This is a genomic window from Jannaschia sp. W003, assembly GCF_025144335.1.
Lineage (GTDB): Bacteria > Pseudomonadota > Alphaproteobacteria > Rhodobacterales > Rhodobacteraceae > Jannaschia.
The window spans coordinates 2,335,347-2,361,272 of record NZ_CP083539.1 but is presented as its reverse complement, the minus strand read 5'-3'; the positions used below and the strand labels follow the sequence as shown (position 1 = coordinate 2,361,272).

General features: G+C 72.7%; 25 protein-coding genes. 20 read left to right on the top strand and 5 right to left on the bottom strand.

Annotated features, from left to right (window positions below; genetic code table 11):
• Positions 1–31: 31 nt before the first annotated feature.
• The 8 genes from K3554_RS11510 to K3554_RS11475 all read left to right on the top strand — a co-directional run bounded on the left by K3554_RS11510 (position 32) and on the right by K3554_RS11475 (position 9,583).
• Positions 32–1,069: a cysteine desulfurase family protein gene (locus K3554_RS11510; RefSeq protein WP_259945916.1), complete on the top strand. Its 1,038-nt coding sequence runs from the start codon at positions 32–34 to the stop codon at positions 1,067–1,069.
• Positions 1,066–2,574 carry a Fe-S cluster assembly protein SufB gene (gene sufB, locus K3554_RS11505; protein ID WP_259940364.1) on the top strand — a complete coding sequence of 503 codons (1,509 nt, stop codon included), beginning with the start codon at positions 1,066–1,068 and terminating at the stop codon, positions 2,572–2,574. Before K3554_RS11510 ends, sufB begins: the two co-directional genes overlap by 4 nt.
• Before the next feature lie 51 nt (positions 2,575–2,625).
• Positions 2,626–3,381, top strand: a complete 756-nt coding sequence (gene sufC / locus K3554_RS11500; RefSeq protein WP_259940362.1) for a Fe-S cluster assembly ATPase SufC — start codon at positions 2,626–2,628, stop codon at positions 3,379–3,381.
• Positions 3,381–4,625 carry a SufD family Fe-S cluster assembly protein gene (locus K3554_RS11495; protein WP_409197313.1) on the top strand — a complete coding sequence of 415 codons (1,245 nt, stop codon included), beginning with the start codon at positions 3,381–3,383 and terminating at the stop codon, positions 4,623–4,625. Before sufC ends, K3554_RS11495 begins: the two co-directional genes overlap by 1 nt.
• Positions 4,625–5,116, top strand: a complete 492-nt coding sequence (locus K3554_RS11490) for a YIP1 family protein (protein WP_259940359.1) — start codon at positions 4,625–4,627, stop codon at positions 5,114–5,116. Before K3554_RS11495 ends, K3554_RS11490 begins: the two co-directional genes overlap by 1 nt.
• Positions 5,113–6,333 carry a cysteine desulfurase gene (locus K3554_RS11485; RefSeq protein ID WP_259940357.1) on the top strand — a complete coding sequence of 407 codons (1,221 nt, stop codon included), beginning with the start codon at positions 5,113–5,115 and terminating at the stop codon, positions 6,331–6,333. Before K3554_RS11490 ends, K3554_RS11485 begins: the two co-directional genes overlap by 4 nt.
• A 314-nt stretch (positions 6,334–6,647) precedes the next feature.
• Complete coding sequence (locus K3554_RS11480) at positions 6,648–9,326, top strand: glutamine-synthetase adenylyltransferase (RefSeq protein WP_259940356.1); 2,679 nt, start codon at positions 6,648–6,650, stop codon at positions 9,324–9,326.
• A gap of 8 nt (positions 9,327–9,334) precedes the next feature.
• Positions 9,335–9,583 (top strand): hypothetical protein, encoded by a 249-nt coding sequence (locus K3554_RS11475; protein ID WP_259940354.1) that lies wholly within the window; start codon positions 9,335–9,337, stop codon positions 9,581–9,583.
• Here the strand turns inward: K3554_RS11475 and K3554_RS11470 are convergent.
• Entirely contained in the window at positions 9,580–10,563 is a 984-nt protein-coding gene (locus K3554_RS11470; RefSeq protein ID WP_259940352.1) for a GlxA family transcriptional regulator, read from the bottom strand. The genes K3554_RS11475 and K3554_RS11470 overlap by 4 nt on opposite strands.
• A gap of 128 nt (positions 10,564–10,691) precedes the next feature.
• Between K3554_RS11470 and K3554_RS11465 the strand changes: the two genes are divergently transcribed.
• Together K3554_RS11465 and K3554_RS11460 are read left to right on the top strand one after the other, a co-directional pair.
• Complete coding sequence (locus K3554_RS11465; protein ID WP_409197312.1) at positions 10,692–12,053, top strand: class II 3-deoxy-7-phosphoheptulonate synthase; 1,362 nt, start codon at positions 10,692–10,694, stop codon at positions 12,051–12,053.
• Between the two features lie 222 nt (positions 12,054–12,275).
• Positions 12,276–13,790, top strand: coding sequence for a CAP domain-containing protein (locus tag K3554_RS11460; protein WP_259940350.1), 1,515 nt, complete (start codon positions 12,276–12,278; stop codon positions 13,788–13,790).
• Between the two features lie 79 nt (positions 13,791–13,869).
• Here the strand turns inward: K3554_RS11460 and K3554_RS11455 are convergent, their stop codons facing one another.
• On the bottom strand, positions 13,870–14,529 hold the full coding sequence (locus K3554_RS11455) for a PAS domain-containing protein (protein ID WP_259940348.1): 660 nt from the start codon (positions 14,527–14,529) through the stop codon (positions 13,870–13,872).
• Between the two features lie 196 nt (positions 14,530–14,725).
• On the opposite strand from K3554_RS11455, the gene K3554_RS11450 reads away from it, so the two are divergent.
• The 3 genes from K3554_RS11450 to K3554_RS11440 are packed head-to-tail and all read left to right on the top strand — an operon-like array spanning position 14,726 to position 16,736.
• Complete coding sequence (locus K3554_RS11450) at positions 14,726–15,571, top strand: YicC/YloC family endoribonuclease (RefSeq protein WP_259945907.1); 846 nt, start codon at positions 14,726–14,728, stop codon at positions 15,569–15,571.
• A complete protein-coding gene (gene gmk / locus K3554_RS11445) occupies positions 15,568–16,218 on the top strand; it encodes a guanylate kinase (protein ID WP_259940346.1) in 651 nt (216 codons plus the stop codon). Before K3554_RS11450 ends, gmk begins: the two co-directional genes overlap by 4 nt.
• Positions 16,215–16,736 (top strand): gamma carbonic anhydrase family protein, encoded by a 522-nt coding sequence (locus K3554_RS11440; RefSeq protein WP_259940344.1) that lies wholly within the window; start codon positions 16,215–16,217, stop codon positions 16,734–16,736. Before gmk ends, K3554_RS11440 begins: the two co-directional genes overlap by 4 nt.
• Here K3554_RS11440 and K3554_RS11435 read toward each other — a convergent pair.
• Positions 16,733–17,356, bottom strand: coding sequence for a histidine phosphotransferase family protein (locus tag K3554_RS11435; protein WP_259940343.1), 624 nt, complete (start codon positions 17,354–17,356; stop codon positions 16,733–16,735). The two genes, K3554_RS11440 and K3554_RS11435, sit on opposite strands and share 4 nt — an antisense overlap.
• 54 nt (positions 17,357–17,410) lie before the next feature.
• Here K3554_RS11435 and K3554_RS11430 point away from each other — a divergent pair, with 54 nt between their 5' ends.
• Genes K3554_RS11430 through K3554_RS11415 form a run of 4 tightly spaced genes read left to right on the top strand, consistent with a single transcriptional unit; the run spans position 17,411 to position 19,361 of the window.
• The gene (locus K3554_RS11430; RefSeq protein ID WP_259945904.1) at positions 17,411–17,557 is read left to right on the top strand and encodes a DUF3553 domain-containing protein; all 147 of its coding nucleotides are present in this window, start codon (positions 17,411–17,413) and stop codon (positions 17,555–17,557) included.
• A gap of 44 nt (positions 17,558–17,601) precedes the next feature.
• Positions 17,602–18,291: a GNAT family N-acetyltransferase gene (locus tag K3554_RS11425; RefSeq protein WP_259940342.1), complete on the top strand. Its 690-nt coding sequence runs from the start codon at positions 17,602–17,604 to the stop codon at positions 18,289–18,291.
• Positions 18,288–19,160 (top strand): 1-acyl-sn-glycerol-3-phosphate acyltransferase, encoded by an 873-nt coding sequence (locus K3554_RS11420; RefSeq protein WP_259940340.1) that lies wholly within the window; start codon positions 18,288–18,290, stop codon positions 19,158–19,160. Before K3554_RS11425 ends, K3554_RS11420 begins: the two co-directional genes overlap by 4 nt.
• A 54-nt stretch (positions 19,161–19,214) precedes the next feature.
• Positions 19,215–19,361, top strand: a complete 147-nt coding sequence (locus tag K3554_RS11415) for a hypothetical protein (RefSeq protein ID WP_259940338.1) — start codon at positions 19,215–19,217, stop codon at positions 19,359–19,361.
• A gap of 1 nt (position 19,362) precedes the next feature.
• Here K3554_RS11415 and K3554_RS11410 read toward each other — a convergent pair whose 3' ends face one another.
• The gene (locus K3554_RS11410) at positions 19,363–19,965 is read right to left on the bottom strand and encodes a thiamine phosphate synthase (protein ID WP_259940336.1); all 603 of its coding nucleotides are present in this window, start codon (positions 19,963–19,965) and stop codon (positions 19,363–19,365) included.
• 62 nt (positions 19,966–20,027) lie between these two features.
• On the opposite strand from K3554_RS11410, the gene K3554_RS11405 reads away from it, so the two are divergent.
• Genes K3554_RS11405 through K3554_RS11395 form a run of 3 tightly spaced genes read left to right on the top strand, consistent with a single transcriptional unit; the run spans position 20,028 to position 23,435 of the window.
• The gene (locus K3554_RS11405; RefSeq protein ID WP_259940334.1) at positions 20,028–20,801 is read left to right on the top strand and encodes an RNA methyltransferase; all 774 of its coding nucleotides are present in this window, start codon (positions 20,028–20,030) and stop codon (positions 20,799–20,801) included.
• Positions 20,802–20,823: 22 nt separating this feature from the next.
• Positions 20,824–21,957, top strand: a complete 1,134-nt coding sequence (gene ctaA / locus K3554_RS11400) for a heme A synthase (protein ID WP_259940332.1) — start codon at positions 20,824–20,826, stop codon at positions 21,955–21,957.
• A complete protein-coding gene (locus K3554_RS11395; RefSeq protein WP_259940330.1) occupies positions 21,954–23,435 on the top strand; it encodes a carboxypeptidase M32 in 1,482 nt (493 codons plus the stop codon). The genes ctaA and K3554_RS11395 overlap by 4 nt, the downstream gene beginning before the upstream one ends.
• A 60-nt stretch (positions 23,436–23,495) precedes the next feature.
• Here the strand turns inward: K3554_RS11395 and K3554_RS11390 are convergent, their stop codons facing one another.
• Positions 23,496–25,925 carry an FAD-dependent oxidoreductase gene (locus tag K3554_RS11390; protein WP_259940328.1) on the bottom strand — a complete coding sequence of 810 codons (2,430 nt, stop codon included), beginning with the start codon at positions 25,923–25,925 and terminating at the stop codon, positions 23,496–23,498.
• Position 25,926 lies beyond the last annotated feature (1 nt).

Genomic DNA, 25,926 nt, shown 5'->3' with positions numbered 1-25,926 from the left:
GCCTCGCCCTTGACGTTTAAGGGCGATGACGATGGTGGAACGCGTCTATCTGGACTGGAACGCCTCGGCGCCGCTGCGGCCCGAGGCGCGCGAGGCGATGATCGCGGCGATGGACGTGGTGGGGAACCCCTCGTCGGTCCACGCCGAGGGACGCGCGGCCAAGGCCATCGTCGAGCGGGCGCGGCGGCAGGTGGCGGCCGCCCTTGGCGCGGACGGGTCGGACGTGGTGTTCGTGTCGGGCGCGACCGAGGCGGCCGCGCTCGCCATGGCGGGGCGGGGGCTGCGTACCGCGCCCGTGGAGCACGAGGCGGTTGCGGCGTGGGGCGACGGGTCGCTCGCCGTGGCGCCGAGCGGGGCGGTGGCGGTCGATGATCCGGCCGCCAGCGCGGTGCAGGTCGCCAACTCCGAGACCGGCGTGGTGCAGCGGCTGCCCGAGGGGGTGGCCGTCAGCGACTGGACGCAAGGATTCGGCAAGCTGCCCCTCGCGTTCGACTGGTCGGGCAACCAGATGGCACTCGTGTCCTCGCACAAGATCGGCGGGCCGAAGGGCGTGGGCGCGCTGGTGCTGCGGCGCGGGCTCGAGGTCGAGGCGCACATCCGCGGCGGCGGGCAGGAGATGGGGCGGCGCTCGGGCACCGAGAACGTGGCCGCCATCGCCGGCTTCGGGGCGGCGGCCGAGGCGGCGGCGCGCGATCTGGCCGAGGGGGCCTGGGACGGGGTTGCCCAACTTAGAACTTTTCTAGAAACAGGTCTTGAGGGGGCGGATAGTCCGACTATTTTAGTCGGAAAGGAATCGCCCCGGCTGCCCAACACCCTCTGCCTCGTCACCCCCGGATGGCGCGGCGAGACCCAGGTGATGGCGCTGGACCTCGCGGGCTTCGCCGTCTCGGCGGGCTCTGCCTGCTCCAGCGGCAAGGTACGCGCCAGCGCGGTGCTGGGGGCGATGGGATACGGGCCCGGCGAGGCCGACTGCGCGATCCGCGTCAGTCTCGGGCCGGGCGTGACGGAACGGCAGGCGGAACGGTTCGTGGACACGTTCCGGCGCCTGCGATCGAGGAGACGGACATGACGGCTCTGGACGACGTGGTGAAGGACGGCGTGGACGCCGAGACCGTGGAGCAGGTGCGCGCCCTGTCGGGCACCTACAAGCACGGCTGGGACACCGAGATCGAGATGGAGTTCGCCCCCAAGGGGCTGAACGAGGACATCGTGCGCCTCATCTCCGAGAAGAACCACGAGCCCGAGTGGATGCTCGAGTGGCGCCTGGAGGCCTACCGCCGCTGGACGCGGATGGAGGAGCCCAAGTGGGCGATGGTCCAGTACCCGGCCATCGACTTCCAGGAGCAGTACTACTACGCGCGCCCCAAGAGCATGGCCGAGAAGCCCAAGTCGCTCGACGACGTCGATCCCAAGCTCCTGGAGACCTACAAGAAGCTGGGCATCCCGCTGAAGGAGCAGGCGATCCTGGCGGGCGTGGAGCCGGCGCCCGAGGACCGCAAGGTGGCCGTGGACGCGGTGTTCGACAGCGTCTCCGTGGGCACGACGTTCAAGGCCGAGCTGGCGAAGGCGGGCGTGATCTTCTGCTCGATCTCGGAGGCGATCCAGGAGCACCCGGAGCTGGTGCGCAAGTACCTCGGCTCGGTCATTCCGCAGTCCGACAACTACTACGCGACGCTGAACGCGGCCGTCTTCTCCGACGGCTCCTTCGTCTACATCCCCAAGGGCGTGCGCTGCCCGATGGAGCTGTCGACCTACTTCCGCATCAACGCCGAGAACACCGGCCAGTTCGAGCGCACGCTCATCATCGCCGACGAAGGCAGCTACGTGAGCTACCTCGAGGGTTGCACCGCGCCGCAGCGCGACACCGCGCAGCTGCATGCGGCCTGCGTCGAGCTGGTGGCCCTCGATGATGCGGAGATCAAGTACTCCACGGTGCAGAACTGGTATCCGGGCGACGAGAACGGGAAGGGCGGCATCTACAACTTCGTGACCAAGCGCGCGGACTGCCGCGGCGCCCGGTCCAAGGTGATGTGGACGCAAGTCGAGACCGGCTCGGCGGTGACCTGGAAGTACCCGTCGTGCATCCTGCGCGGCGAGGAGAGCCAGGGCGAGTTCTACTCGATCGCCATCGCCAACAACATGCAGCAGGCCGACACCGGCACGAAGATGATCCACCTCGGGAAGAACACCCGCAGCCGGATCGTCTCCAAGGGCATCTCGGCGGGGCGGGCGCAGAACACCTATCGCGGGCAGGTGTCGATGCACCCGCGGGCCAAGAACTCGCGCAACTACACCCAGTGCGATTCCTTGCTGATCGGCGGCCAGTGCGGGGCGCACACGGTTCCCTACATCGAGGTGCGCAACAACAGCTCCCGCGTGGAGCACGAAGCGACAACCTCCAAGGTGGACGACGACCAGCTCTTCTACTGCCGCCAGCGCGGCATGGACGAGGAGGAGGCCGTGGCGCTCGTGGTCAACGGGTTCTGCAAGGAGGTGCTGCAGGCGCTGCCCATGGAGTTCGCCATGGAGGCCCAGCAGCTGGTGGCGATCTCGCTGGAAGGCTCGGTGGGCTGAGGCCCGCCCCATAGGACAGGACGCGCCACCGGGCGCGGGAAGGATGACGACATGCTGAAGATCGAGAACCTCCACGTGAAGCTGGAGGAAGAGGACAAGCGCATCCTGCGCGGCGTCGACCTCACGGTCGAGGCGGGCAAGGTGCACGCCATCATGGGGCCGAACGGGTCGGGCAAGTCCACGCTCTCCTACGTGCTCGCAGGCCGCGACGGCTACGAGGTGACGGAAGGCTCCGCCACGCTCGAGGGCGAGGACATCCTCGATATGGAGCCCGAGGAGCGCGCCGCGGCCGGCCTGTTCCTGGCGTTCCAGTACCCGGTGGAGATCCCCGGCGTCGGCAACATGACGTTCCTGCGCACGGCCGTGAACGCCCAGCGCAAGGCGCGCGGCGAGGCCGAGCTGTCGGCGGGCGAGTTCCTGAAGGTGATCCGCGCCAAGGCGGCGGAGCTGAAGATCGACGCCGACATGCTCAAGCGGCCCGTCAACGTGGGCTTCTCGGGCGGCGAGAAGAAGCGCAACGAGATCCTGCAGATGGCGATGCTGGAGCCGCGCATGTGCATCCTCGACGAGACCGATTCGGGCCTCGACGTGGACGCCATGAAGCTGGTGGCCGAGGGCGTGAACGCCCTGCGCTCCGAGGGGCGCGCGTTCCTGGTGATCACCCACTACCAGCGGCTGCTCGACCACATCAAACCGGACGTGGTGCACATCATGGCCGAGGGCCGCATCGTGAAGACCGGCGGCCCGGAGCTGGCCTTGGAGGTCGAGCGGAACGGCTACGCGGGCATCATGGCGGAGACGGCCTGATGCTGCCGCGCAAGGTAGAGGCGACCGAGGCGCGGCTGGACGGCCTCGCCCTGCCCGAGGGCGGCGGATGGCTGCGGGCCGCGCGCGAGGATGCGCTGGCGCGGGTGCGGGCCGTGGGCCTGCCCGATCGCCGCGACGAGTACTGGCGCTACACCGACCCGGCGCCGTTCAACGCCGCCGCGCCCGGGGCGAACGGCGCCGCGGGCGAGGACGTGTTCGGCGGCGTGGACGCGCTGGTCGTGCGCGTGACCGCCGACGGTGCGTCGTGGGACGGCGCGCTGCCCGACGGGCTGGAGATCACGACGCTGACGGAGGCCGGCGCGGCCGACATCCACTGGGCGCGCGACCTCTACGGCGTGCTGGAGGCGGCCGGATCGCGGCCCGTGTCGCGGCCGCATGCGATGATGAACACGGCGTTCGCCACCGGCGGCGTGGTGATCCGCGCGACGGCGGAGGTCAAGCGGCCCGTGCACCTGCGCTACGAGGGCGCGGGCGACGCGGTGCTGCATCACGTCGTCAAGGTCGAGGCGGATGCCGCGCTCGTGCTGCTGGAAACCGGTTTTGCCGGCGCGCGCCACGCCACCGTGGCCGAGGTCGACGTGGCGGCGAACGGATCGTTCCACCACGTGCGGGTGCAGGGCCGCGGCGACGACCGCCATGCCCACACGCACCTGTTCGGGCGGCTGGGCGAGGGGGCGGCGTTCCGCTCGTTCACCCTGTCACAGAACGGGACCGTCATGCGCAACGAGGCCGTGCTGGACCTCGCGGGCGACGACGCGCTGGCCCATGTGGGCGGCGCGGCGATCGGCGAGGGCAAGTTCCACCACGACGACACCGTGTTCGTGACCCACGGCGCCCTACGCGGCGAGTCGCGGCAGGTGTTCAAGAAGGTGCTCCGCTCCGGCGCCACGGGCGTGTTCCAGGGCAAGATCCTGGTGAAGGAGGGCGCGCAGAAGACCGACGGCTACCAGATCAGCCAATCCTTGCTGCTGGACGACGACGCCCAGTTCCTGGCTAAGCCCGAGCTGGAGATCTACGCCGACGATGTCGCCTGCTCCCACGGCTCCACCACCGGGGCGATCGACGAGACCGCGCTGTTCTACCTGCGCTCGCGCGGCGTGCCGGAGAAGGAGGCGACCGACCTCCTCGTCCTCAGCTTCCTCGCGGAGGCCGTCGAGGAGATCGAGGAGGAGGACCTGCGCGAGCGGATCACCGAGACCCTCGCGGAGTGGCTGCGGGGCTGATGCCTGTCTCGCGCGACATGATCCGCGCCTGGGTCCGCCCCGGCGCGGTGATGCGCGAGCGGCTGGCCGAGCCGGTGCGCGAAGACCGGGCCTTCCTGTTCCTGCTCGCCGCCTGCGGTCTGGTGTTCGTGGCCCAGTGGCCCCGGCTGGCCCGGCAGGCCTATCTCGAGGGCGAGGCGCTGGAGCCGCTGATGGGCGCCGCGCTCATGGCCTGGGTCTTCATCGCCCCGCTGCTGTTCTACGGGCTGGCCGCCCTCTCGCATCTGGTGGCCAGGCTCGCGGGCGGGCGGGGCAGCTGGTACGGCGCACGCCTCGCCCTGTTCTGGTCGCTTCTATGCGTCGCACCCGTCTGGCTGCTGCACGGATTGACCGCGGGGTTCATAGGGCCATCTGCGGCACTGACGGGTGTGGGCCTGGCGCTGCTGGGCCTCTTCCTCTGGATTTGGATCGCATCGCTGGCCGTGGCCGAGCGGGGCATGGAGGCGGCATGATCGACGTTGACGCGGTGCGCGCGCAGTTCCCCATCCTCGCGCGCGAGGTGAACGGCAAGCCGCTGGTCTATCTCGACAACGGGGCGTCGGCGCAGAAGCCGCAGGCGGTGCTGGATGCCGTGATGCGCGGCTACGCCGAGGAGTACTCGAACGTCCACCGGGGGCTGCACACGCTGTCCACGCTCTCGACCGAGCGCTACGAGGCCGTGCGCGGGACCGTGGCGCGGTTCCTCGGCGCGCCGTCCGCGGATCACATCGTGTTCACCTCGGGCACCACGGAGGGCATCAACCTCGTTTCCTACGGCTGGGCGGCGCCGCGGATGGAGGCGGGCGACGAGATCGTGCTGTCGGTGGCCGAGCACCACGCCAACATCGTGCCCTGGCACTTCCTGCGCGAGCGGCAGGGCGTGAAGCTGGTCTGGGTCGACACCGAGGCCGACGGCGCGCTGCCGGCGGAGGCGGTGCTGGATGCGGTGACCGAGCGCACGAAGCTGATCGCGATCACCCACTGCTCCAACGTGCTGGGCACCGTGGTGGACGTGAAGGCCATCTGCGCGGGCGCGCGAGAGCGGGGCGTCCCGGTGCTGGTCGACGGGTCTCAGGCCGTGGTGCACATGCCCGTCGACGTCTCGGACATCGGCTGCGACTTCTACGCCTTCACCGGCCACAAGACCTACGGGCCGTCGGGCTCGGGCGCGATCTACATCCGGCCCGAGCGCATGGCCGAGATGCGCCCCTTCATGGGCGGCGGCGACATGATCCGCGAGGTGCACCGGGATGCCATCACCTGGAACGCGCCGCCGATGAAGTTCGAGGCCGGCACGCCCGGCATCGTCCAGACCATCGGCATGGGCGCGGGGCTGGAGTGGATGATGGACCTCGGCATGGACGCCATCGCCGCGCACGAGGCGGGGCTGCGGGACTACGCGACCGAGCGCCTGGGCGGGCTGAAGTGGCTTCAGGTGCAGGGCACGCGGCCCGGCAAGGCGGCGATCTTCTCGTTCACGCTGGAGGGGGCGGCGCACGCGCACGACATCTCCACGGTGCTCGACAAGCGCGGCGTGGCGGTGCGCGCGGGGCACCACTGCGCACAGCCGCTGATGGAGCACCTCGGGGTCACTGCGACCTGCCGGGCGAGTTTCGGCGTGTACAACACGCGGGCCGAGGTGGACGTGCTGGTCGACGCGCTGGAGCTTTGTCACGAGTTGTTCGCCTGACGGGCACCATCACTCGACGGTGACGCCCCGGCCTTGAGCCGGGGCCTCCGGCTGCCATTGGCGCTGCCGTTCCCGAGCGTTGCGCTCGTTCGACGTCGAGGCCCCGGGTCAGGCCCGGGGCGGGATTTCTTGGTTTCCCGCGGACCGCGTCGCCCCGGCCTTGCGCTGGGGTCTCTGGCTGACGTTGGTGCTGCCGTTCCGGAGCGGTAAGCACGCTCCGACGCGGTGGCCCCGGCGCGGGGCCGGGGCGCGGACGACGCTCGCCCTTGCCCGACAGGGGCGCATGGCGGACATGTCGGCCCAGGAGGCCCGCCATGCGACCGACCCGAGCGCCGATCCCCTTCGACCCCGATGCCGGCGCGCGGGGCGTGGCCGTCTGCGCGCCGCCGGACGACTGGGCCGAGGTAGTGCGCGGCGCGGCCGGCTCCGCCCCCTACCTCGCCGGGCTGATCGAGCGCGAGGCGGCGTGGCTGGAGGGCGCGTGGGACGCGGACCCCGGCGCGACGCTGGACGCGATCCTCGCGGAGGCCGCCACCGACGACGACGTCGGCCCCGCCCTGCGCCGGGCCAAGCGGCGCGCGGCTCTTCTCGTGGCGCTGTGCGACCTGGGCGGCGTGTGGACCACGATGCAGGCGACCGCCGCCCTCACGCGGCTGGCGGACGCCGCCCTCGACCGGGCGCTCGCCCACGCCTGCGCGCGCCAGAAGGGGCTGCCCGAGGATCACGGGCTGGTGGCCTTCGCGATGGGCAAGGGGGGCGCGTTCGAGCTGAACTACAGCAGCGACATCGACGTGATCCTGCTGTTCGACCAGTCGCGCCACGACCCCTCGGACTACGCCACCGTGCGCGCCGCGCTCCTGAAGGCGGCGCGGCGGGCGGTGGCGCTGATGCAGGACGTGACGGCGGATGGCTACGTCTTCCGCACCGACCTGCGTCTGCGGCCCGACCCGGCCTCGACCCCCATCGTCATGGCGATGGAGGCGGCCGAGCGCTACTACGAGGGCTTCGGGCGGGCCTGGGAGCGGGCTGCCTGGATCAAGGCCAGACCTTGCGCGGGCGACCTCCGGGCGGGCGAGGCGTTCCTGGAGACACTGCGGCCCTTCGTGTGGCGCCGGCATCTCGACTTCGCCGCCGTGGAGGACGCCCATGCCATGCGGCTCGGCATCCGCGCCCACAAGGAGATCCGCCAGGACTGGGCCGTGCCGGGGCACGACCTGAAGCTGGGGCAGGGCGGCATCCGCGAGATCGAGTTCTTCACCCAGACCCGCCAGATCATCGCCGGCGGGCGCGACCCGAGCTTGCGGGTCCGCGGCACGCTCGAGGGGCTGGAGCGGCTGGCCGCGGCGGGCTGGGTGCCGGACGACCATGCGGAGCGGCTGGCGGCGGCCTACGGGCGCCTGCGCGACGCCGAGCACCGGATTCAGATGGTGAACGACCAGCAGACCCACCGGATGCCGAACGATGCCGAGGGGCTGCGCCGGATCGCCTGCCTCGCGGGCGAGGACGTGGAGCCGTTCGTGGCGAACCTGCGCGAGACGCTGCGGGGCGTGGAGCGCATCGTCGATCCGTTCTTCGCCCCCTCGGAGCCGCGCGAGGCCGAGGCGATCCCCGAGGCCGAGGCCTTCGAGGAGCGGTGGCTCACCTATCCCGCGCTGCGCTCGGAGCGGGCGCGGGGGCACTTCGCGCGGCTGCGCCCGGCGCTGATGGCCGGGTTCGCGCGGGCCGCGAAGCCCGCCGAGGCGCTGCAGGCCTTCGACGGCTTCCTGCGGGGGCTGCCGGCGGGCGTGCAGCTCTTCGCGCTGTTCGAGGCGAACCCGCAGCTCGTGTCGCTCATCGCCGACATCTGCGCCACGGCGCCGTCGATGGCGCGCTACCTGTCGGACCACGCGGAGGTGATGGACGCGGTGCTGGACGGCTCGTTCTTCGCCGGGCTGGGGGCGTTCGAGGCGCCCCGGGCGGAGGGCGACTTCGAGACGCGGCTGGACACGCTGCGCCGCTGGCAGGCCGAGACGCACTTCCGCATCGGCGTGCATCTCCTGCGCCGGCTCGTCAGTCCCGACGACGCGGGCGCGGCCTATGCGCGGTTGGCCGAGGCGACGCTGAATGCCGCGTGGGAGGCCGCCGAGGCCGAGACCGCGCGGCGCTACGGGCGCGTGCCGGGGCAGCGGCTGGCGGCGATGGGCATGGGCTCGCTGGGCGCGGGGCGCCTGACCGCGGCGTCGGACCTCGACCTCGTGGTGCTCCACGACGGCGGCGAGGGGCCGTCCGACGGGCGCCGCGCGTTGGAGCCGGGGCAGTGGGCGGCGCGGTTCACGCAAGTGCTGATCACGGCGCTGAGCGCGCAGATGGGGGCGGGGCGGCTCTACGAGGTGGACATGCGCCTGCGGCCCTCGGGGCGGCAGGGCCCCGTCGCGGTGCCGCTGTCGGGCTTCCGCTCCTACCAGGCGAGCGAGGCCTGGGCGTGGGAGCACCTGGCGCTGACGCGCGCGCGCCCGGTGGCGGGCGATCCCGCCTTGCGCGAGGCGGCCGAGGCGGCGCGGTGCGAGGCGATCGAGGGGAGCCGGTTCGCGCCCGGGGAGGTGCTGGACCAGACCGCCGCGATGCTGGAGCGGCTGAAGACAGCGCGCCCCGGCGGCGGGCTCGACGTGCGCGGCGGCGCGGGCGGCATGCAGCGGATCGAGCTTGCGGCGCAGGCGCACGCGCTGCTGGCCCGCTGCTTCGAGCGCACGGCGGACGCGCAACTGGCGGTCGAGGGCTGGCTCCTGCCGGACGAGCGCGCGGCGCTGCGCGAGGCGCACCGGCTGCAGTGGGACGTGCTGTCGGTGATGCGGCTGGTGGGGGCGCGCGAGGCGCCGCCGGGGCGGGGCGCGGCGGACCTTCTGGCCGACACGGTGGGGATGCGGGGCGCCGAGGCGGTGGCCGAGGCCTGCGATGTCGCCGCCGGGCGCGCCGAGGACGCGATCCGGCGCGCGCTCGCGCGCGGGGCGGGGTAGAGGGCGCCATGGAACGCGATCCGCTCGATCCCAAGACCCTCGTCGCCGACGCCTACGCCATGCCGGGGCTGTCGGAGTCCGAGGCGCGCTCGATCTTCCTCGACTGGGCGCTCAGCGTCGACGACGCGCGCGCCGCGATCCCCGTGCTGCTGGAGCGCCACGGCGCGCCCGACCACCCCATGACCGCCGTGCTGCGCGAGGGGCTGGGCGAGGCGCGGCCCGCGCGCCGCGGCGGACGGGCCGCGCGGCGCAGCTAGGGCCGGGTCGGACGCTCCTCGCCCGGTGTCTGGCGGGTGCCGCGCTCGCGGTAGGGGGTGGTGCCGTACTGGGCGCGGTAGCACTTCGAGAAGTGCGACGGCGAGGTGAAGCCGCAGGCAAGCGCGACCTCGATGATGCTCAGATCGGTCTGCATCAGCAGGTTGCGCGCGCGGGCGAGGCGCAGCTCCATGTAGTAGCGCTTCGGGCTCCGGTTCAGGTAGCGGCGGAACAGGCGCTCGAGCTGGCGCGTGGACATGCCGACCCGCTCGGCGAGGATCGCGGGCGAGACCGGCTCTTCGATGTTCTCCTCCATGGCGCGGATCACCGTGCCGAGGCGCGGGTGGCGCACGCCGATGCGGGTGGGGATCGAGAGGCGCTGGCTGTCGCGGTCGGTGCGGATCGAGCTGTAGATCAGCTGGTCGGCCACGGCGGTGGCGAAGCCCTCGCCCATGTCGTCGGAGATCAGCTTGAGGAACAGGTCCACCGAGGCGGTGCCGCCCGCGGTGGTCATCCAGCGCCCGTCGATGGTGTAGATGCCGCCCGTGAGGTCGACGTCCGGGAAGGCCTCGGCGAATCCGTCCGCGTTCTCCCAGTGGATCGTGGCGCGGCGCCCGTCGATCAGGCCGGCCTCGGCCATCGGCCAGGCGGCGGTGCACAGGCCCGCGACGGGCCCGCCGCGGCGGGCCTCGCGGCGCAGCCAGGACAGGAGCGGCCGGCTCGTGGCGGCACGGATGTCGGTGCCGCCCACCACGACCAGCACGGCGTCGCGGCGCAGCTCGCCGAGGGGGCCGTCGAGCGCGACCTCGACGCCGCTGGAGCTGCGCGCCGCGCCGCCGCCCTCGCCCACCACGTCCCAGCTGTAGGGCGCCGCCTCGGCCATGTGGTTGGCGAGCCGCAGGGTGTCGACCGCGCAGGCGAAGCTCACGAGCGTGAAGTCCCGCATCAGGGCGAAGGTGAAGTGACGGCTCGGCTCGGGCATCGGTGGGCCTCCCACGGCCGGGAAACCGCGATTCCCCCACCCAATCAATCGGAATCTGCGCCCCCCAGCCTTTCCGCGCCCCTGCGGATGGGGTAGGGCGCCTCCCGCGAACCTCTGGAGGACGGATCATGGGCTGGACCAGGAGCGATTGGCGCGCGAAGCCGCGGGTGCAGATGCCCGAGTATCCCGATGCGGACGCGCTGGAGGCCACCGAGGCGCGTCTGCGCCGCTACCCGCCGCTGGTGTTCGCCGGCGAGGCGCGCACGCTGCGCTCGGAGCTGGCCGCCGCCGGCCGGGGCGAGGCGTTCCTCCTGCAGGGCGGCGACTGTGCCGAGAGCTTCGCGGAGTTCTCCGCCGACACCATCCGCGACACCTTCAAGGTGATGCTGCAGATGGCGATGGTGCTGACCTACGGCGCCAAGGTGCCGGTGGTGAAGGTGGGCCGCATGGCCGGCCAGTTCGCCAAGCCCCGCTCGGCGCCGACGGAGGTGAAGGACGGCGTCGAGCTGCCTTCCTACCGCGGCGACATCATAAACGAGCTGCCCTTCACGCCCGAGGCGCGCATCCCCGCGCCCGCGAAGATGCTGGAGGCCTACACCCAGGCCGCCGCCACGCTGAACCTCCTGCGCGCCTTCTCGAAGGGCGGCTTCGCGGATGTGCACCAGGTCCACGCCTGGACTCTGGGCTTCGCCGAGGGCGAGCGCGCGGCGCAGTACCGCGACATGGCCGGGCGCCTCCAGGACACGCTGGACTTCATGACCGCCGCGGGGCTCACGGCCGAGAACAACGCCGAGCTGGCGACGGTCGACTTTTACACCTCGCACGAGGCGCTGCTGCTGGAGTACGAGGAGGCGCTGTGCCGCCGCGACTCCCTTACCGGGCAGTGGCTGGCCGGGTCGGGGCACATGATCTGGATCGGCGACCGCACGCGCCAGCCGGATGGCGCTCACGTGGAGTTCGCGCGCGGCGTGCTGAACCCGATCGGGCTCAAGTGCGGCCCGTCGATGGAGGCGGACGACCTCAAGCGCCTGCTGGCCACGCTGAACCCCGACAACGAGATGGGCAGGCTGACGCTGATCGCGCGCTTCGGCGCCGGCAAGGTCGGCGACCACCTGCCGCGCCTCGTGCGCACGGTGCAGGAGGAGGGCGCCAACGTGGTGTGGTCGTGCGACCCGATGCACGGCAACGTCATCAAGTCGTCCACGGGCTACAAGACGCGGCCCTTCGACTCGATCCTGCGCGAGGTGCGCGAGTTCTTCGCGGTGCACCGCGCCGAGGGCACCGTGCCGGGCGGCGTCCACTTCGAGATGACGGGGCAGGACGTCACCGAGTGCACCGGCGGCGTGCGCGCCGTCACCGACGAGGACCTGAGCGACCGCTACCACACGGCCTGCGATCCGCGCCTCAACGCCTCGCAGTCGCTGGAGCTGGCGTTCCTCGTGGCCGAGGAGCTGCAGGGCCGCCGCGAGGAGGCGCGCGCCGTCTCCTGACGCGTGGCGGAGCCGTTCCGTCGGGCGTGGCGGATTTCGCCGCGTTGCGGCGGAACTTCGCCCAATGCCCGGACGTTGCCGCGCTTATGTCATGGATCGTAGCGCGGCGGCCTTGAAGGCGCCCCTATCCCCCCGCAGGCACGCGGTAGCCTGAAACGCGAAACAGTTCTCCGCCGAACGGGGGACGCCCGCGGAAGCGGGGGGATAGAGGGACGACCTGCCATGACGAACGCCGATAGCCTCGAAATCGCGATGCTGAACATGCTCAACGACCTGCGCCGCAAGAACGGCAAGGCGGAGCTGACGCTCGAGAAGAACCTCAACGAGGCCGCCGAGGACTACGCCGAGACGCTGCTGGCCCGGAACCACTGGAGCCACACCGGACCCGACGGCTCCTCCGCGCGCGACCGCGCCACCGCGGCGGGCTTCGACTTCGTGGCGCCCTCGACCGTGGGCGAGAACCTCGGCATCGCCGGCGCCGACGGCGACGCCGACCAGCTCGACGAGGTGCAGAAGGTGTTCGACGCGCTGGTGAACAGCCCATCGCACTACGAGAACATGCTCAAGGACAAGTACACGCATGTCGGCATCGGCATCGAGACCGGCACGCACACCATCCTCGGCGGTGCGCAGTCGATGCTCGGCGTGCAGCTGTTCGGCGGCACCGCGGGCTCCGTGGACGAGCAGATCCTCGGCGGCGGCGGCACCTCCCGGACGGAGACTGCCGACGCCGACGACGACGCGTCGCCGACGGCCGGAAGCGGCACGACCAATAGTGGCGCGACCGAGAAGGGCAACGCGGACGACCGCATCGTCACCGGCGACAAGGCGGACGTGATCCGCGCCGGCGGCGGCGACGACGTGGTCGACTCGGGGCGCGGCAACGACCGCGTCGAAGGCGGCGCGGGCGACGACCTGATCCGCTCCGGCGCCGGCCACGACAAGGTGCGCGGCGGCGACGGCGACGACCGGATCGTCACGTCGGACGGCAACGACCAGGTCTGGGGCGACGACGGAAACGACGTCATCAACGCGGGCGACGGCGACGACGTCGTGAACGCGGGCCGGGGCCGCGACCGGGTGGAGCTGCGCGACGGCGACGACGTGTTCCGCGACGTGTTCGAGCGCGGGCCCGACGGCGCCGACTGGGTCGACGGCGGGCGCGGCAACGACGTCATGCACGGCGGCGGCGGCAACGACGTGTTCCGCGGCAGCGACGGCAACGACCGGCTCAACGGCGGCCACGGCGACGACAAGCTGATCGGCGGCCGCGACGACGACACGCTGAACGGCGGGGCGGGCGACGACCGGCTCCACGGGCAGGCGGGCAACGACAAGATCGTGGGCGGCGCGGGCTTCGACCGGCTGCTGGGCTACAACGGCGACGACGTGCTGTGGGGCTACAACGGCCGCGACCTGATGAACGGCGGCGGCGGCGACGACATCCTCGCGGGCGGCTCGGGCAACGACGCCATGACCGGCAGCAAGGGCAACGACACGTTCATCTTCCGCAAGGGCTACGACCGGGACGTCGTCAACGACATGACCGACGGCGAGGACATCCTGAAGCTCGACGACAACCTGTGGGGCAACGCGAACCTCGGCATCTGGCAGGTCGTGGGCCGGTACGGCGAGATCACCGACGACGGGCTCCTGCTGGACTTCGGCGAGGACGAGCTGCTGCTGCGCGGCCTCGACCGGTTCCACCAGATCTCGGACCAGGTCGAGTTCGTTTGAGACCCTGCCCGCCGCCGCGTCGGATCGCGGCGGCGGGCATCACCTTCGGGATCGCACGCGCACGCCCGCGGCCCGAGGGCTACTTGACCACGCGCAGGTGCGGCGGGCCGGGACGGTAGGGCGCCTGCGCCTCGGCGGCCTCGGCGAGCACGGGGCGGCGCGCGGGCCGCGGGGCCAGCAGCGGCGCGACGTGGTCGCGCAGGATCGCGAAGCGGCGCGGCCCCTCCACCACCACCCGGTCCGGCACCAGCACCCCGAGCGCGCGGCACACCCGGCCCGACGCCTCGCACAGGGGCAGCACCAGCATTCGCGCGGCCAGCGGCCCCTCCGCGCCCGGCGAGATGAGGTCCAGCTCGAGCGAGGCCGATTCGGCGAAGGGGCGCTCGAACAGCCGCACGGCGCGGGCGCGCTGGTCGGTCTCGAAGAAGGCGCGCACGGGCAGGCCGCGCAGCTCCATCCCCATCACGCCGTTGGCGACGCGCCCCCCGAGGCGCACGCGCACCGTGCCGGGGCGCACCCGCTCCAGCATCACCGCGTGGCCGAGGATCGTCCGCATGGCCATCGGGTCGAGATCCGTGCGCAGGGGCAGGGCGCCGTCCTCGCGCATCGCGGACCAGAGCGCCCAGGCGCGGGCGAGGATCGGCGAGGCGGGCGCCGCGTCGCCGCCCGGCGCGCCCGGACCGCGGGAGGCGCCGAAGCTGCCCGCGCCGCCGTACCCTCCGTAGTCGAAGTCGCCCATGATCGCCCCCTCCGCATTCGGCCCGCGTGCGGACCCCGAACGGGAGCCGCGGTCGCAGGACCCGAAAGGTAGCCCTCGTCCGTTCGAAATGCCCGCAATTCCTTGACTGCTGGTTAACGTGTCTCTCGCCTTCCGGGCGAGCGCGGCCCCGCTTGCCGCCGCCGGGGCCAGGGGCTAGGCGGGGCCGGTGAAGTCCATGACGGGATACGCGGCGCTGGATGCGCCGGGGCGGCGCTGGGAGCTGCGGGGCGTGAACGGCCGCGGGCTGGACCTGCGCTTCCGCCTGCCCGACCGCCCCGCGGGGCTGGAGCCCGAGGCCCGCCGGCTGCTGCAGGCGCGCGTCGCACGGGGCAGCCTGACGCTCTCGCTGCGCCTCGGCGGCGACGAAGCCGCCGGGCCGCGCCTCGACCCTGCCGCGCTGGAAGCGGCGCTCGATGCCGTCGCCGCCGTGTCGGACCGCGCCGCGGCGCGTCATCTCGACCTCGTGGCCACCGACCCGGCCCGCATCCTCGCGCTGCCGGGCGTGTGGGGCGCGGGTGCCGCGGCGGAGGTGTCGCTCGGGGACCTGAAGGCCGAACTCGCCTCGCTGGTCGAGGCGTTCGACGCCGCGCGCGCGAAGGAGGGCGAGGCGCTGCGCACGATCCTCGCCGCGCAGGTGGACGCGATCGAGGCCCTCGTGGCACGGGCCGACGCGCTCGGCCCCGAGCGGGCCGAGGCCGCCGCCGCGGCGCTGCGCGAAGCGCTCGCGCGGCTCGGCGCGCAGGCGGACGGCGCGCGCATCGAGGCCGAGGTGGCCCTGCTGCTCGTGCGCGGCGACGTGGCCGAGGAGCTGGACCGCCTGCGCGTCCACGTGGCCGCCGCGCGCGACCTGCTGGACGCCGAAGGCCCCGTGGGCCGCCGCCTCGACTTCCTCGTGCAGGAGTTCGTGCGCGAGGCGAACACGCTCTGCTCGAAGTCCGCGCACGCAGGGCTCACTGCCGTGGGGCTTGAGATGAAGGCCGCCATCGACCGCCTGCGCGAGCAGGCCATGAACGTCGAATGAGCGCCGCCGCCGCCCGCCGCCGCGGCCTCGCCGTGATCCTCTCCAGCCCGTCCGGGGCCGGAAAGTCCACCATGGCGCGGCGCCTGATGGCCTGGGACCCGACGCTGACCTTCAGCGTCTCGGCCACTACGCGCCCGCCGCGCCCCGGCGAGGTGGAGGGCATCCACTACTACTTCCGCTCGCGCGACGAGTTCGGCCGCCTCGTGCTTGACGGCGAGATGCTGGAGCACGCCGAGGTGTTCGGGAACCACTACGGCTCGCCCCGCGCGCCCGTGGAGACGGCGCTCGGCGAGGGGCGGGACGTGATCTTCGACATCGACTGGCAGGGCGCCCAGCAGATCGCCAACTCCGCGCTGCGGGCCGACGTGATCTCGATCTTCATCCTGCCGCCCTCGATCCGGGAGCTGGAGCGCCGCCTGCGCGAGCGCGGGCAGGACAGCGACGACGTGATCCGGGGCCGCATGGAGAAGTCGGCCGTAGAGATCAGCCACTGGGCCGAGTACGACTACGTGCTGGTGAACGACGACGCCGACGCCTGCGAGGAGCGGCTGCGCACGATCCTGCGCGCCGAGCGCCTGCGCCGCGTCCGCCAGCCCTGGCTCACCGCCCACGTGGGCGGCCTGATGGAGGAGTTCGCGGCCCGATGATCTACTCGCTGGACGGCATCGCCCCCGAGATCGCCCCCGACGCCTGGGTGGCGCCCGACGCCAACGTGATCGGCCGGGTGCGGCTGGAGGCCGAGTCCTCGGTCTGGTTCGGCGCCACCCTGCGCGGCGACAACGAGCCGATCGTGGTCGGGCGCGGCTCGAACGTGCAGGAGAGCTGCGTCTTCCACACCGATCCGGGCTGCCCGCTCACGGTGGGCGCGGACGTCACCGTGGGCCACCGGGCCATCCTGCACGGCTGCACCGTCGAGGACGGCGCGCTGATCGGCATGGGGGCGACGGTGCTGAACGGCGCGGTTATCGGGGCGGGGGCGCTGATCGGGGCGAACGCGCTGATCCCGGAAGGAAAGGTGATCCCGCCGGGCGCGCTGGTCGTGGGCGCGCCGGGCAAGGTGGTGCGCCAGCTCGACGAGGCGGCGGTGGCGGCGCTGCTCGGCTCGGCGGCGGGCTACCGCGCGAAGGCGGCGGCGTTCCGCGCCGGCCTGCGTCCGATGGGCTAGACCACCAGCGCGAGGCGCCGCTCGTCGGCTTCCACCGAGACGGGTCGGCGCAGGGCGCGCGACTCGGCGGCGAGCAGGCCGAACTGCACCTCGGCGCCGCGCAGGTCCGCGGGCAGGGCGGCGCGGCCCAACGCCTCCCACAGCAGGTGGTCGATGCGCAGGCGCTCGGCCTCGGCCCGGATCGCCCAGGCCTCTGCGTCGCGCCGCACTTCGATGCGCCCGCCTCGGGGCATCGCCGTCTCGACGCACAGGAGGGCCAGCAGCGCCAGCCGCATCTCCGCGCGAGGGCGGTCGCCCGCGTCGCGCCATGCCGCCTCGATGCGCGTGTCCCCGTAGACCGACGTCAGCAGTGCCGACACCTCGCGCGCGGGCACCGGGCCGTCGCCGCCGCCCGCGCCGAAGGCGAGGCGGAACAGCCGCAGCCGAGCCAGGCCCGCGTCCACCGCGCCCCGCACCAGCGCCAGCTCCTCGCTTTCGCCGTGGGCCATCTCCAGCAGCTCCAGCCCGTTCGCCACGGCGCCCAGCGGTCCGGCGAGGTCGTGGCAGATGCGCGAGCCGAGCAGGGCGGCGAGGTCGGGCTGGCCGGCGGCATCGGATGCGCTAGGACGTGTGTCTGACATGGAGGCCTCCCCGTGGTGGATTCGCACGATCTCAACGCCTTTCTGGAGCCCGGAATGCTCGTGCGCCACCCCGGCGCCGAGGATTGGGGGCGCGGGCAGGTGCAGTCCAACATCGGCGGCAAGGTGACCGTGAACTTCGAGCATGCGGGCAAGCGCACCATCGACGGGAGGCACGTGCAGCTCGTGGTCGATCCGGGCTAACCGGCGCGGTTGCGCGGGGCGGGGGCGGGCGCTACTGCGCCGCCATGCTGCCGCACGCCCCGCACGTCGCCTCCGGCCCCGAGATCGCGGCCGCCGCCGCGCTGCGCCGCGCGGTGTTCGTGGACGAGCTGGGCGCCGATGCGGGTGCCGAGGCGGACCGCTTCGACGCCGAGGCCGAGCACATGGTGCTGCGCGGCGAAGGCGGCGCGGTGATCGCCACGCTGCGGCTGGCCGAGGGCGCGCGCTACACGGCCGGCGAGTTCGACATCTCGAAGCTGGAGCGCAGCGGCAGGCGCATGGGCGAGCTGGGACGCATGTGCGTGGCGCCCGCCTACCGGGGCGGGGCCGGTGCCGTGGCGCTGCTGGCGGCCGCGGTGGAGCGCCTGCGGGCGCGCGGAGTGGAACTGGTGGTGGGCACCGGCTCGCTGCCCGGCGCGGACCCCGAGGCGCACATGCCCGCCCTGCGCGCCCTGCGGGCCGCGGCCCTTGCGCCCGATGCCCTGCGCCCCCGCGCCCGCGGACCCGAGGCGGTGACGGTGGGCGAGGGCGGGCGGCCCGGCGACATGCGGCGGGTGCCGCCGATCCTCAAGAGCTACCTGCGCGCGGGCGCCTGGGTGGGCGAGGGGGCCTGGGTCGACCGCGCCATGGACTGCGTGGACGTGTGCCTCGTGCTCGACCTCGCGCGCCTGCGGCCGCCGGCGGCGCTGCGGCGCCTTGCGGAGCGCCCGCGGTGATCTCCTGGGACGCGGCGCCGCAGCTCGCGCCTCCGCAGCTCGGCGCGCGGGACTGGCTGCGGGTGCTGCGCCGGGGCGTGCCGCTGGCGCTCGTGCTGGCCGGTGGGCTCGCGGTGCTGCTGCTCCTGCGCGTGGCGGAGCGGCCCCTATGCGGTCTGCGCCGCCCGGTGACGCCCTACGTGACCCAGTTCGTGTGCCGCGCCGCGTTCCGCCTCCTCGGCCTGCCGCGCCGCGTGCGGGGCCGGGTGATGCGGCGCGACGGGATCTGCGTGGCGAACCACGCGTCGTGGCTCGACATCTTCGCGCTGAATGCGTCGAAGCGCATCTATTTCGTGTCGAAGCACGAGGTGGCGGGATGGCCCGCGATCGGCTGGTTGGCCCGCGCCACCGGCACCGTGTTCATCCGCCGCGACCCGCGCGAGGCGGCCCGGCAGGCCGCCCTGTTCGAGCGGCGCCTCCGCGCCGGCCACCGTCTCCTGTTCTTCCCCGAGGGCACCAGCACCGATGGCCTGCGCGTCCTCGCCTTCAAGCCCACGCTCTTCGCCGCGCTGTTCTCGGAGACTTTGCGCGAGCGGATGCACGTGCAGCCCGTCACGCTCGCCTACCACGCGCCCGCGGGCGCCGATCCGGCCTTCTACGGGTGGTGGGGCGAGGCGGGCTTCGCCGAGGCGGTCCTGCGGGTGCTGGCGCGGCGGCGGCAGGGGCACGTCGAGGTGATCTATCACGAGCCGATGCCGGTCGCGGCGTTCGAGGGGCGCAAGGCGCTCGCGCGGGCGGCCGAGGAGCGGGTGCGCGAGGGACTGCGCGAAGCCCTGGACGCGCGGGCGGGGGGAACGGCCGCGGACCGCGAGGTGCCCGAATTGTGCTAGGTTCGGGCCGCGAGGGGCAATGGACGGGCCGCGGGCGCGTCCGGAGTTGAACCGATGACCCGATACCCGAACCGACTGGCGGCGTGCCTCCTGGCTGCCGCCGCCGTCCTCCTGCTGGCCGGCTGCGGCGCCGCGATCCCCTCGCTGGAGGACCGCGCGGCGTTCATGCACTCCGACATGCACTTCGACACGAGCAAGTAGCTCACCGCAGCGGCGCGAGGATCTCCGCCAGCCGCGCCGCCGCGTCCTCGGCCGACCACACCTCCTCGCCGAGCGCGAGGAAGTCGGTGGCGTCGCGCAGGGATTCCACCGCGGCCGGGTCGAGGTTGCCCTCGGCCACCACCGGCACCTCCACCATCTCGGACCACCACGCGAAGAGATCGCGCCCCGCGGGCTCGCCCGCGCCAAGGCTCGCGCCCACGGGGCCGAACGCCACGTAGTCGGCTCCGTTCTCGCCGGCCACCATCCCGTCGTGGCGGGACGTGCCGCAGAACGCGCCGATGATCGGGTCGTCGCCCCAGTCGGCGCGCAGCTTGCGCAAGGATCGGGGGTCGGTGAGGTGCACGCCGTCCAGTCCCAGCGGCTCCACCAGCGCGGCGTGGTCGGCGATCACCAGCGGCACCTCGAACGGGTGCGCCACCTCGCGCACCATGTCGGCGGCGCGGGTGATGCGGTCGCGGTCCTGCGTGGCGAGAGCGAGGCGCAGGCAGGCCACGTCGTGAGCGTCGAGCACGGCGCGGAGGCGGCCTGCGAAGGCGGCGTCGATCTCGGGCGGCGTGACGAGGTAGATCCGGGGGGCGTCCATGGGGCGGGGGGTATCGCGCGCACCGTTGCGCCGCAAGCGCGGCGGCGCTAGGCGCGGCGGCCATGGACACTCCCGACTTCGTGCTCGTGCGCCCGCAGATGGGCGAGAACGTCGGCGCCGCCGCGCGCGCCATGCTGAACTTCGGGCTGGAGCGCATGCGCGTCGTCGCCCCCCGCGACGGCTGGCCGAACGAGCGCGCCGTGGCGCTGGCCTCCGGCGCGGGCCGGGTGCTGGACGCCGCCGTGGTCTCGGACACCACCGCGGACGCCGTGGCGGGGGCGCACTGGGTTCTGGCAACGACCGCACGCGACCGCGACCTGACCAAGCCGGTGTACGACCCCGAGGCGGCCATGCGCGAGGCGGCACGCCGCATCGCGGAAGGCCAGCGCGTGGCCGTCCTCTTCGGCCCCGAGCGCACGGGGCTGGAGAACGACGACGTGGCGCTCGCCAATGCCATCGTCTCGGTGCCGACCAACCCCGCCTTTCCGTCGCTGAACCTCGCGCAATGCGTGCTCCTGATGGGCTACGAATGGCGCCGCACCCGGGGCGTCGCCGCCCCCGCCGTCGAGATGGCCGGGACCGAGTGGGCCAGCGCGGCCGAGATGGCGGCGCTGGGGGACCACTTCGAGGAGCGGCTGGACGAGGCGGGCTTCTTCTTCCCGGCGGGCAAGGCGCCCGCGATGAAGCGCAACCTGCGCAACCTCTGGTCGCGGATGCCGCTGACGCGCGCCGACGTGCAGACCTTCCACGGCATGATGCGCCAGATGGTCCGCTGGGCCGGCCGCGACGCGGCGCCGCGCGACGCGGGGGATGCGCCCCCGCCGCGAAACCCTTAAGTCCTCCGCGACGGAGGTGGACATGGCGAAACGGGCGATCTTCGAGGATGTCGGTACCGGCGCGCGGGCCGAGGCGCGGGCGGGCGGCATCGACGCCGGCAGGCGCGGCGACCGGGGCGCGGTGCGCGTCTTCCTCGCGGTCCTCTTCGCGCTGGTGGTCGCCATGATCGCCGTGGGCGGCCTGACGCGCCTGACCGACTCCGGCCTCTCGATCACCGAATGGCGACCCGTCACCGGTGCACTGCCGCCCCTGTCGGCCGAGGCGTGGGAGGCGGAGTTCGCGCTCTACCGCGCGATCCCCGAGTACCAGCTCCAGAACCGCGGCATGACGCTGGCCGAGTTCCAGACCATCTACTGGTGGGAGTGGGGGCACCGGCAGCTCGGCCGCGTGATCGGCCTCGTGTGGCTGCTGGGATTCGTCGGTCTGCTGGCGACGAAGAAGATCCCGCCCGGCTGGACCGGACGCCTCGTGCTCCTGGGCGCGCTCGGCGGCCTCCAAGGGGCGATCGGCTGGTGGATGGTCTCCTCGGGGCTGGAGGGCACGATGCTCGACGTGGCGTCCTACCGCCTCGCCACGCATCTCGGGCTGGCCTTCGTGATCCTAGGGCTCATCGCGTGGTTCATGCTCGACCTGTCGCGCTCCGCCGCGGACCTCCTGCAGGCCCGCCGCTTGGCCGAGCCGCGCCTCGCGACGTGGGGCACGGTGCTGATCGCCGCGGTGCTGTTCCAAGTGATCTTGGGCGCGCTGGTCGCGGGGATCGACGCCGGGCGCAACTACACCGACTGGCCGCTGATGGCCGGGGGCCTGACGCCGCCAGACATGTGGGCGCTGGAGCCGTGGTGGCGCAACCTGTTCGAGAACGACGGCACGGTGCAGTTCTTCCACCGCCTCTGGGGCTACGCGCTGCTGGGGCTGGTGATTGCCGCCGCCGTCGCCGCGCGCCGCTCGGCCCACCGCAAGACGCGGCTGGCCTTCACCGCCGCGCTGCACATGACCGTGCTGCAGATCGTGCTCGGGGTCGTGACGGTGATGTACTCGTCCCCGTGGTACTTCGCGATCGTCCACCAGCTCGGCGCCGTGGTGCTGCTGGTGCTCGTGATCCGCGCGCGGCATCGTGCCGGCACACCGCTCCCCCAATCCGTGAGACAGCCATGAACGCGCCCACCCGCACCTCGCCCTACGACCAGCTCATGGCGTTTCAGCGCACCACCGAGGCGCTGGCGGCCGTGGCGGGCCGCACCGGCTGGGACCAGGAGACGGTGATGCCCCCCGGGGCCGCGCCCCAAAGGGCCGAAGAGATGGGCGCGCTGGAGGAGGTGCTGCACGCACGCCGCACCGACCCGCGCATCGGCGCGTGGCTGGAGGCCGCCGAGGCGCCTGACCTCGCCGCCGAGGCCAACCTGCGCGAGCTGCGCCGCTCGTTCGAGCGCAACCGTCGGGTCCCCGCCGCGCTCGCCTCCGAGATCGCCCGCGTCACGTCGTTGGCCCAGGGACAGTGGGCCCGCGCCCGCGCGAACGAGGACGCCGACGCCTTCCGCCCCGTGCTCTCAGAGGTCGTGCGCCTGCGCCGCGAGGAGGCCGCAGCCCTGTCCGAGGGCGATCCCTACGACGCGCTGGTGCAGGACTACGAGCCGGGCGGGAACGGCGCGCTGATGGCCGCCATGTTCGCCGAGATGCGCCCCCGGCTGGTGGAGCTGCGCCGCCGCGCCCTGGCCGCCGAGCCGGCGCCTCGGCTGGCGGGCCACTTCCCGAAGGACGCGCAACTGGCGCTCTCGCGCGAGATCGCCGAGCGGTTCGGATACGACTTCGGGCGCGGGCGGCTGGACCTTGCGGTGCACCCGTTCTCCTCCGGCTCCGGCCTCGACGTGCGGATCACCACGCGGGTGGACGAGGCCGATCCGTTCAGCTGCCTCTACTCCACGATCCACGAGGTCGGCCACGCCGCCTACGAGCAGGGCGTGGACCCCGCGCACCTGCTGACGCCGATCGGGCGTGGGGTGTCGATGGGCGTGCACGAGTCCCAATCGCGCTCCTACGAGAACCAGATGGGCCGGTCCGAGGCGTTCTGCGGCTGGCTGTTCGGACGGATGCGCGAGACGTTCGGCGACATCGGCGTCGGCAGCGAGCGGGACTTCTACCGCGCGGTGAACGCCGTGCGCGCCGGCTACATCCGCACCGAGGCGGACGAGGTGAACTACAACCTCCACGTCATGCTGCGCTTCGACCTGGAACGCGCGCTGATCCGAGGAGAGCTGGAGGTGGCCGACCTGGAAGCGGCCTGGAACGAGCGCTTCGCGGCGGACTTCGGCGTGGCGGTGGACAGGCCGTCCAACGGGTTCATGCAGGACGTGCACTGGTCGGTGGGGCTGATGGGCTACTTCCCGACCTACAGCTTGGGCAACCTCTACGCCGGCTGTCTTTTCAGTGCCTTGCGCGGCGATCTTCCCGGTCTCGACGCATCGCTGGCCGCGGGCGATCCGTCGCCTGCGACGAAGTGGTTGCGGGACCGTCTGCAGCGCTTCGGGGCGCTGCGGATGCCGGGGGACACGATCCGCGAGGCGACGGGCGCGGAGCCGTCGGCGGAGCCATTGTTGAGGTACCTCGAGGCGAAGTTCGGTGACCTCTATCCCTGAGGGGCCATTTCCTTCGGCAAGGAAATGGCGGGGGCAAACTCTTCGGAAGAGTTTGCGGGGTCAGGCGCGCATGCGCTCGCCGGTAGGGTCGTACATCGGGCGGAGCGACGCCTCCGCCGCCACGCGCGTTCCGGCGATCTCGATCTCCCACTGGCTGGCGACCAAGTCTGCGACCTTTTCCCCCGCGCAGGGCACGTAGCCCAGCCCCACGGCCGCCCCAAGGGCATGGCCGTAGCCGCCCGAGGTGAGGTGGCCGACCATCTCGCCGTCGCGCAGGATCGGCTCGGCGTGGTGCAGCTCGGGCTCCGGGTCGCGGAGGCGGAACTGAAGGAGGCGGCGGGCGGGGCCGCTCTCGCGCTTGGCGGCAACCGCATTCGCGCCGACGTAGTCGCCCGACTTGCGGCAGGCGAAGGCTAGGCCGGCCTCGACGACGTGGTCCTCGGGGGTGATGTCATGGCCCATGTGGCGGAACGCCTTCTCCATGCGCAGGGTGTCCATGGCGTGGAGGCCGACGAGGCGCAGCCCGTGCGGATCGCCTGCCGCCACGAGTGTCTCGAAGGCATGGGCGGCCATGTCGGCGGAGACGTAGACCTCGTAGCCCAACTCGCCTACGTAGGAAACGCGGTGAAGGCGCGCGAGGCCGAGGCCCAGCTCGACGTTCCGTGCCGTTCCAAAGGGTTGCGCGGCGTCGCTCATGTCGTCCGCGCAGGCATCGGCCAGCACCGCGCGGGCGTCCGGGCCCATCACGGCCATCACCGCCTCGCCGGCCGTGACGTCGGTGATCGTGACCGCCATGTTACCCGCGAGGCGGCGCAGGCGGGTCTCGTCGCGCAGGCGGGTGGCGGCGGGGGTGACCATGAGGAAGGCGGTCTCGGAGAGGCGGGTGACGGTGACGTCGGCCTCGATGCCGCCGCGGGCGTTGAGCATCTGGGTGTAGACGATGCGGCCCGCGGCGACGTCCATCTCGGCGCCGCAGGCGATGAGGAGGAGGCGCAGGGCGTCGCGGCCCTCGATGCGCAGCTTGCCGAAGCTGGACATGTCGTAGAGGCCGACGCCCTCGCGCACCGCCATGTGCTCCGCGCGGCGGTTCTCCCACCACGCGGGGCGGTGCCAGTCGTAGTCGTAGACAGCCGCTTGACCTTCGCGGGCGAACCAGTTGGCGCGCTCCCAGCCGGCCAGTTCGCCCATCACCGCGCCGCGGTCGAGCAGCTCGCGGTGGATCGGCGAGCGGCGCACGCCCCGGGCCGTCGCCTTCTGGCGGAACGGGAAGTGGTCCGCATAGAGCAGGCCCAGCGTCTCGCTCGCCCGCTCGCGCAGGTAGCGGCGGTTGCCCTGGAACGGCTCCATCCGGGCGACGTCGACGTCCACAAGGTCGAAGGGCATCTCGCCGCCCTCCATCCACTGCGAGAGCGCCAGCCCCGCACCCCCGGCGGACTGGATGCCGATGGAGTTGAAGCCCGCCGCGACCCAGACGTTGGCCGTGCCGGGGCACGGTCCGAGGTGGTACGCATCATCGGGGGTAAAGCTTTCGGGACCGTTAAAGAACGTGTGGATGCCGGCGGATTCCAGCATCGGCATGCGGGCGACGGCGCGTTCCAGGATCGGCTCGAAGTGGTCGAAGTCCTCGGGGAGCTGGTCGAACTCGAAGTCCTCGGGGATCGGACCCCACGGTTTCGCCACCGGCTCGAAGGCGCCGAGCAGCATCTTGCCCGCGTCTTCCTTGTAGTAGGCGCACTCGTCGGGGACGCGCAGGACGGGCAGCGTTCCAAGGTTCTCAATGGCTTCCGTGACGATGTAGAAGTGCTCGCAGGCTTGTAGGGGGACGTTGGCGCCGAGCATCCACCCGAGGTCGCGGGCCCACATGCCGCCGCAGTTGACGACGTGATCGCAGGCGATGGTGCCGGTGTCCTCACCCTGCCGCCACTCGACGTGGGTGACGCGGTCGCCCTGCCGCCGGACGCCGGTCAGGGCCGTGTTCTCAAACACTTGCGCGCCGTTCTGGCGCGCCCCCTTGGCCAGCGCGTGGGCGATGTTGGCGGGGTCGCCCTGACCGTCCTTCGGCAGCCAGACGGCGGCCTGCACGTCGTCGGTGCGCAGGTGTGGGTAGCAGGCCTTCACGTCGGCGGCGCCGATCTCCTCGACCTCCACGCCCCAGGCGCGGGCCATGCCGGCCTGGCGGCGGATTTCCTCGGCGCGGGCGGGGGTTAGCGCGACGGTGATGGAGCCGCAGCGACGGAAGCCGGTGGCGACGCCGGTCTCGGATTCGAGGGTGCCGTAGAGTTCCTGGCTGTACTTGGCCAGCCGCGTCATGGCGGGGGTCGCGCGGAGCTGGGCGATGAGGCCGGCGGCGTGCCATGTGGTGCCGGAGGTGAGGCGCTTTCGCTCCAGAAGTACCGGATTCCACCCGAGTTTCGCCAGATGATAGGCGACCGAGCAGCCAACGACGCCGCCGCCGATGACGACGACGCGGGCGGTGGTGGGAGGGGTCATC

Bases quoted from the DNA above. Each gene is read 5' to 3' on its own strand.
- K3554_RS11510 (WP_259945916.1), top strand. From the start codon at position 32: ATGGTGGAACGCGTCTATCTGGACTGGAACGCCTCGGCGCCGCTGCGG.
- sufB (WP_259940364.1), top strand. From the start codon at position 1,066: ATGACGGCTCTGGACGACGTGGTGAAGGACGGCGTGGACGCCGAGACC.
- K3554_RS11440 (WP_259940344.1), top strand. From the start codon at position 16,215: ATGATCTACTCGCTGGACGGCATCGCCCCCGAGATCGCCCCCGACGCC.
- ctaA (WP_259940332.1), top strand. From the start codon at position 20,824: ATGGCGAAACGGGCGATCTTCGAGGATGTCGGTACCGGCGCGCGGGCC.
- K3554_RS11470 (WP_259940352.1), bottom strand. From the start codon at position 10,563: ATGCCCGAGCCGAGCCGTCACTTCACCTTCGCCCTGATGCGGGACTTC.
- sufC (WP_259940362.1), top strand. From the start codon at position 2,626: ATGCTGAAGATCGAGAACCTCCACGTGAAGCTGGAGGAAGAGGACAAG.
- K3554_RS11460 (WP_259940350.1), top strand. From the start codon at position 12,276: ATGACGAACGCCGATAGCCTCGAAATCGCGATGCTGAACATGCTCAAC.
- K3554_RS11435 (WP_259940343.1), bottom strand. From the start codon at position 17,356: ATGTCAGACACACGTCCTAGCGCATCCGATGCCGCCGGCCAGCCCGAC.
- K3554_RS11390 (WP_259940328.1), bottom strand. From the start codon at position 25,925: ATGACCCCTCCCACCACCGCCCGCGTCGTCGTCATCGGCGGCGGCGTC.
- K3554_RS11450 (WP_259945907.1), top strand. From the start codon at position 14,726: ATGACGGGATACGCGGCGCTGGATGCGCCGGGGCGGCGCTGGGAGCTG.
- K3554_RS11495 (WP_409197313.1), top strand. From the start codon at position 3,381: ATGCTGCCGCGCAAGGTAGAGGCGACCGAGGCGCGGCTGGACGGCCTC.
- K3554_RS11490 (WP_259940359.1), top strand. From the start codon at position 4,625: ATGCCTGTCTCGCGCGACATGATCCGCGCCTGGGTCCGCCCCGGCGCG.
- K3554_RS11455 (WP_259940348.1), bottom strand. From the start codon at position 14,529: ATGGGCGACTTCGACTACGGAGGGTACGGCGGCGCGGGCAGCTTCGGC.
- K3554_RS11415 (WP_259940338.1), top strand. From the start codon at position 19,215: ATGACCCGATACCCGAACCGACTGGCGGCGTGCCTCCTGGCTGCCGCC.
- K3554_RS11485 (WP_259940357.1), top strand. From the start codon at position 5,113: ATGATCGACGTTGACGCGGTGCGCGCGCAGTTCCCCATCCTCGCGCGC.
- K3554_RS11425 (WP_259940342.1), top strand. From the start codon at position 17,602: ATGCTGCCGCACGCCCCGCACGTCGCCTCCGGCCCCGAGATCGCGGCC.
- K3554_RS11410 (WP_259940336.1), bottom strand. From the start codon at position 19,965: ATGGACGCCCCCCGGATCTACCTCGTCACGCCGCCCGAGATCGACGCC.
- K3554_RS11475 (WP_259940354.1), top strand. From the start codon at position 9,335: ATGGAACGCGATCCGCTCGATCCCAAGACCCTCGTCGCCGACGCCTAC.
- K3554_RS11430 (WP_259945904.1), top strand. From the start codon at position 17,411: ATGCTCGTGCGCCACCCCGGCGCCGAGGATTGGGGGCGCGGGCAGGTG.
- K3554_RS11465 (WP_409197312.1), top strand. From the start codon at position 10,692: ATGGGCTGGACCAGGAGCGATTGGCGCGCGAAGCCGCGGGTGCAGATG.
- gmk (WP_259940346.1), top strand. From the start codon at position 15,568: ATGAGCGCCGCCGCCGCCCGCCGCCGCGGCCTCGCCGTGATCCTCTCC.
- K3554_RS11405 (WP_259940334.1), top strand. From the start codon at position 20,028: ATGGACACTCCCGACTTCGTGCTCGTGCGCCCGCAGATGGGCGAGAAC.
- K3554_RS11395 (WP_259940330.1), top strand. From the start codon at position 21,954: ATGAACGCGCCCACCCGCACCTCGCCCTACGACCAGCTCATGGCGTTT.
- K3554_RS11480 (WP_259940356.1), top strand. From the start codon at position 6,648: ATGCGACCGACCCGAGCGCCGATCCCCTTCGACCCCGATGCCGGCGCG.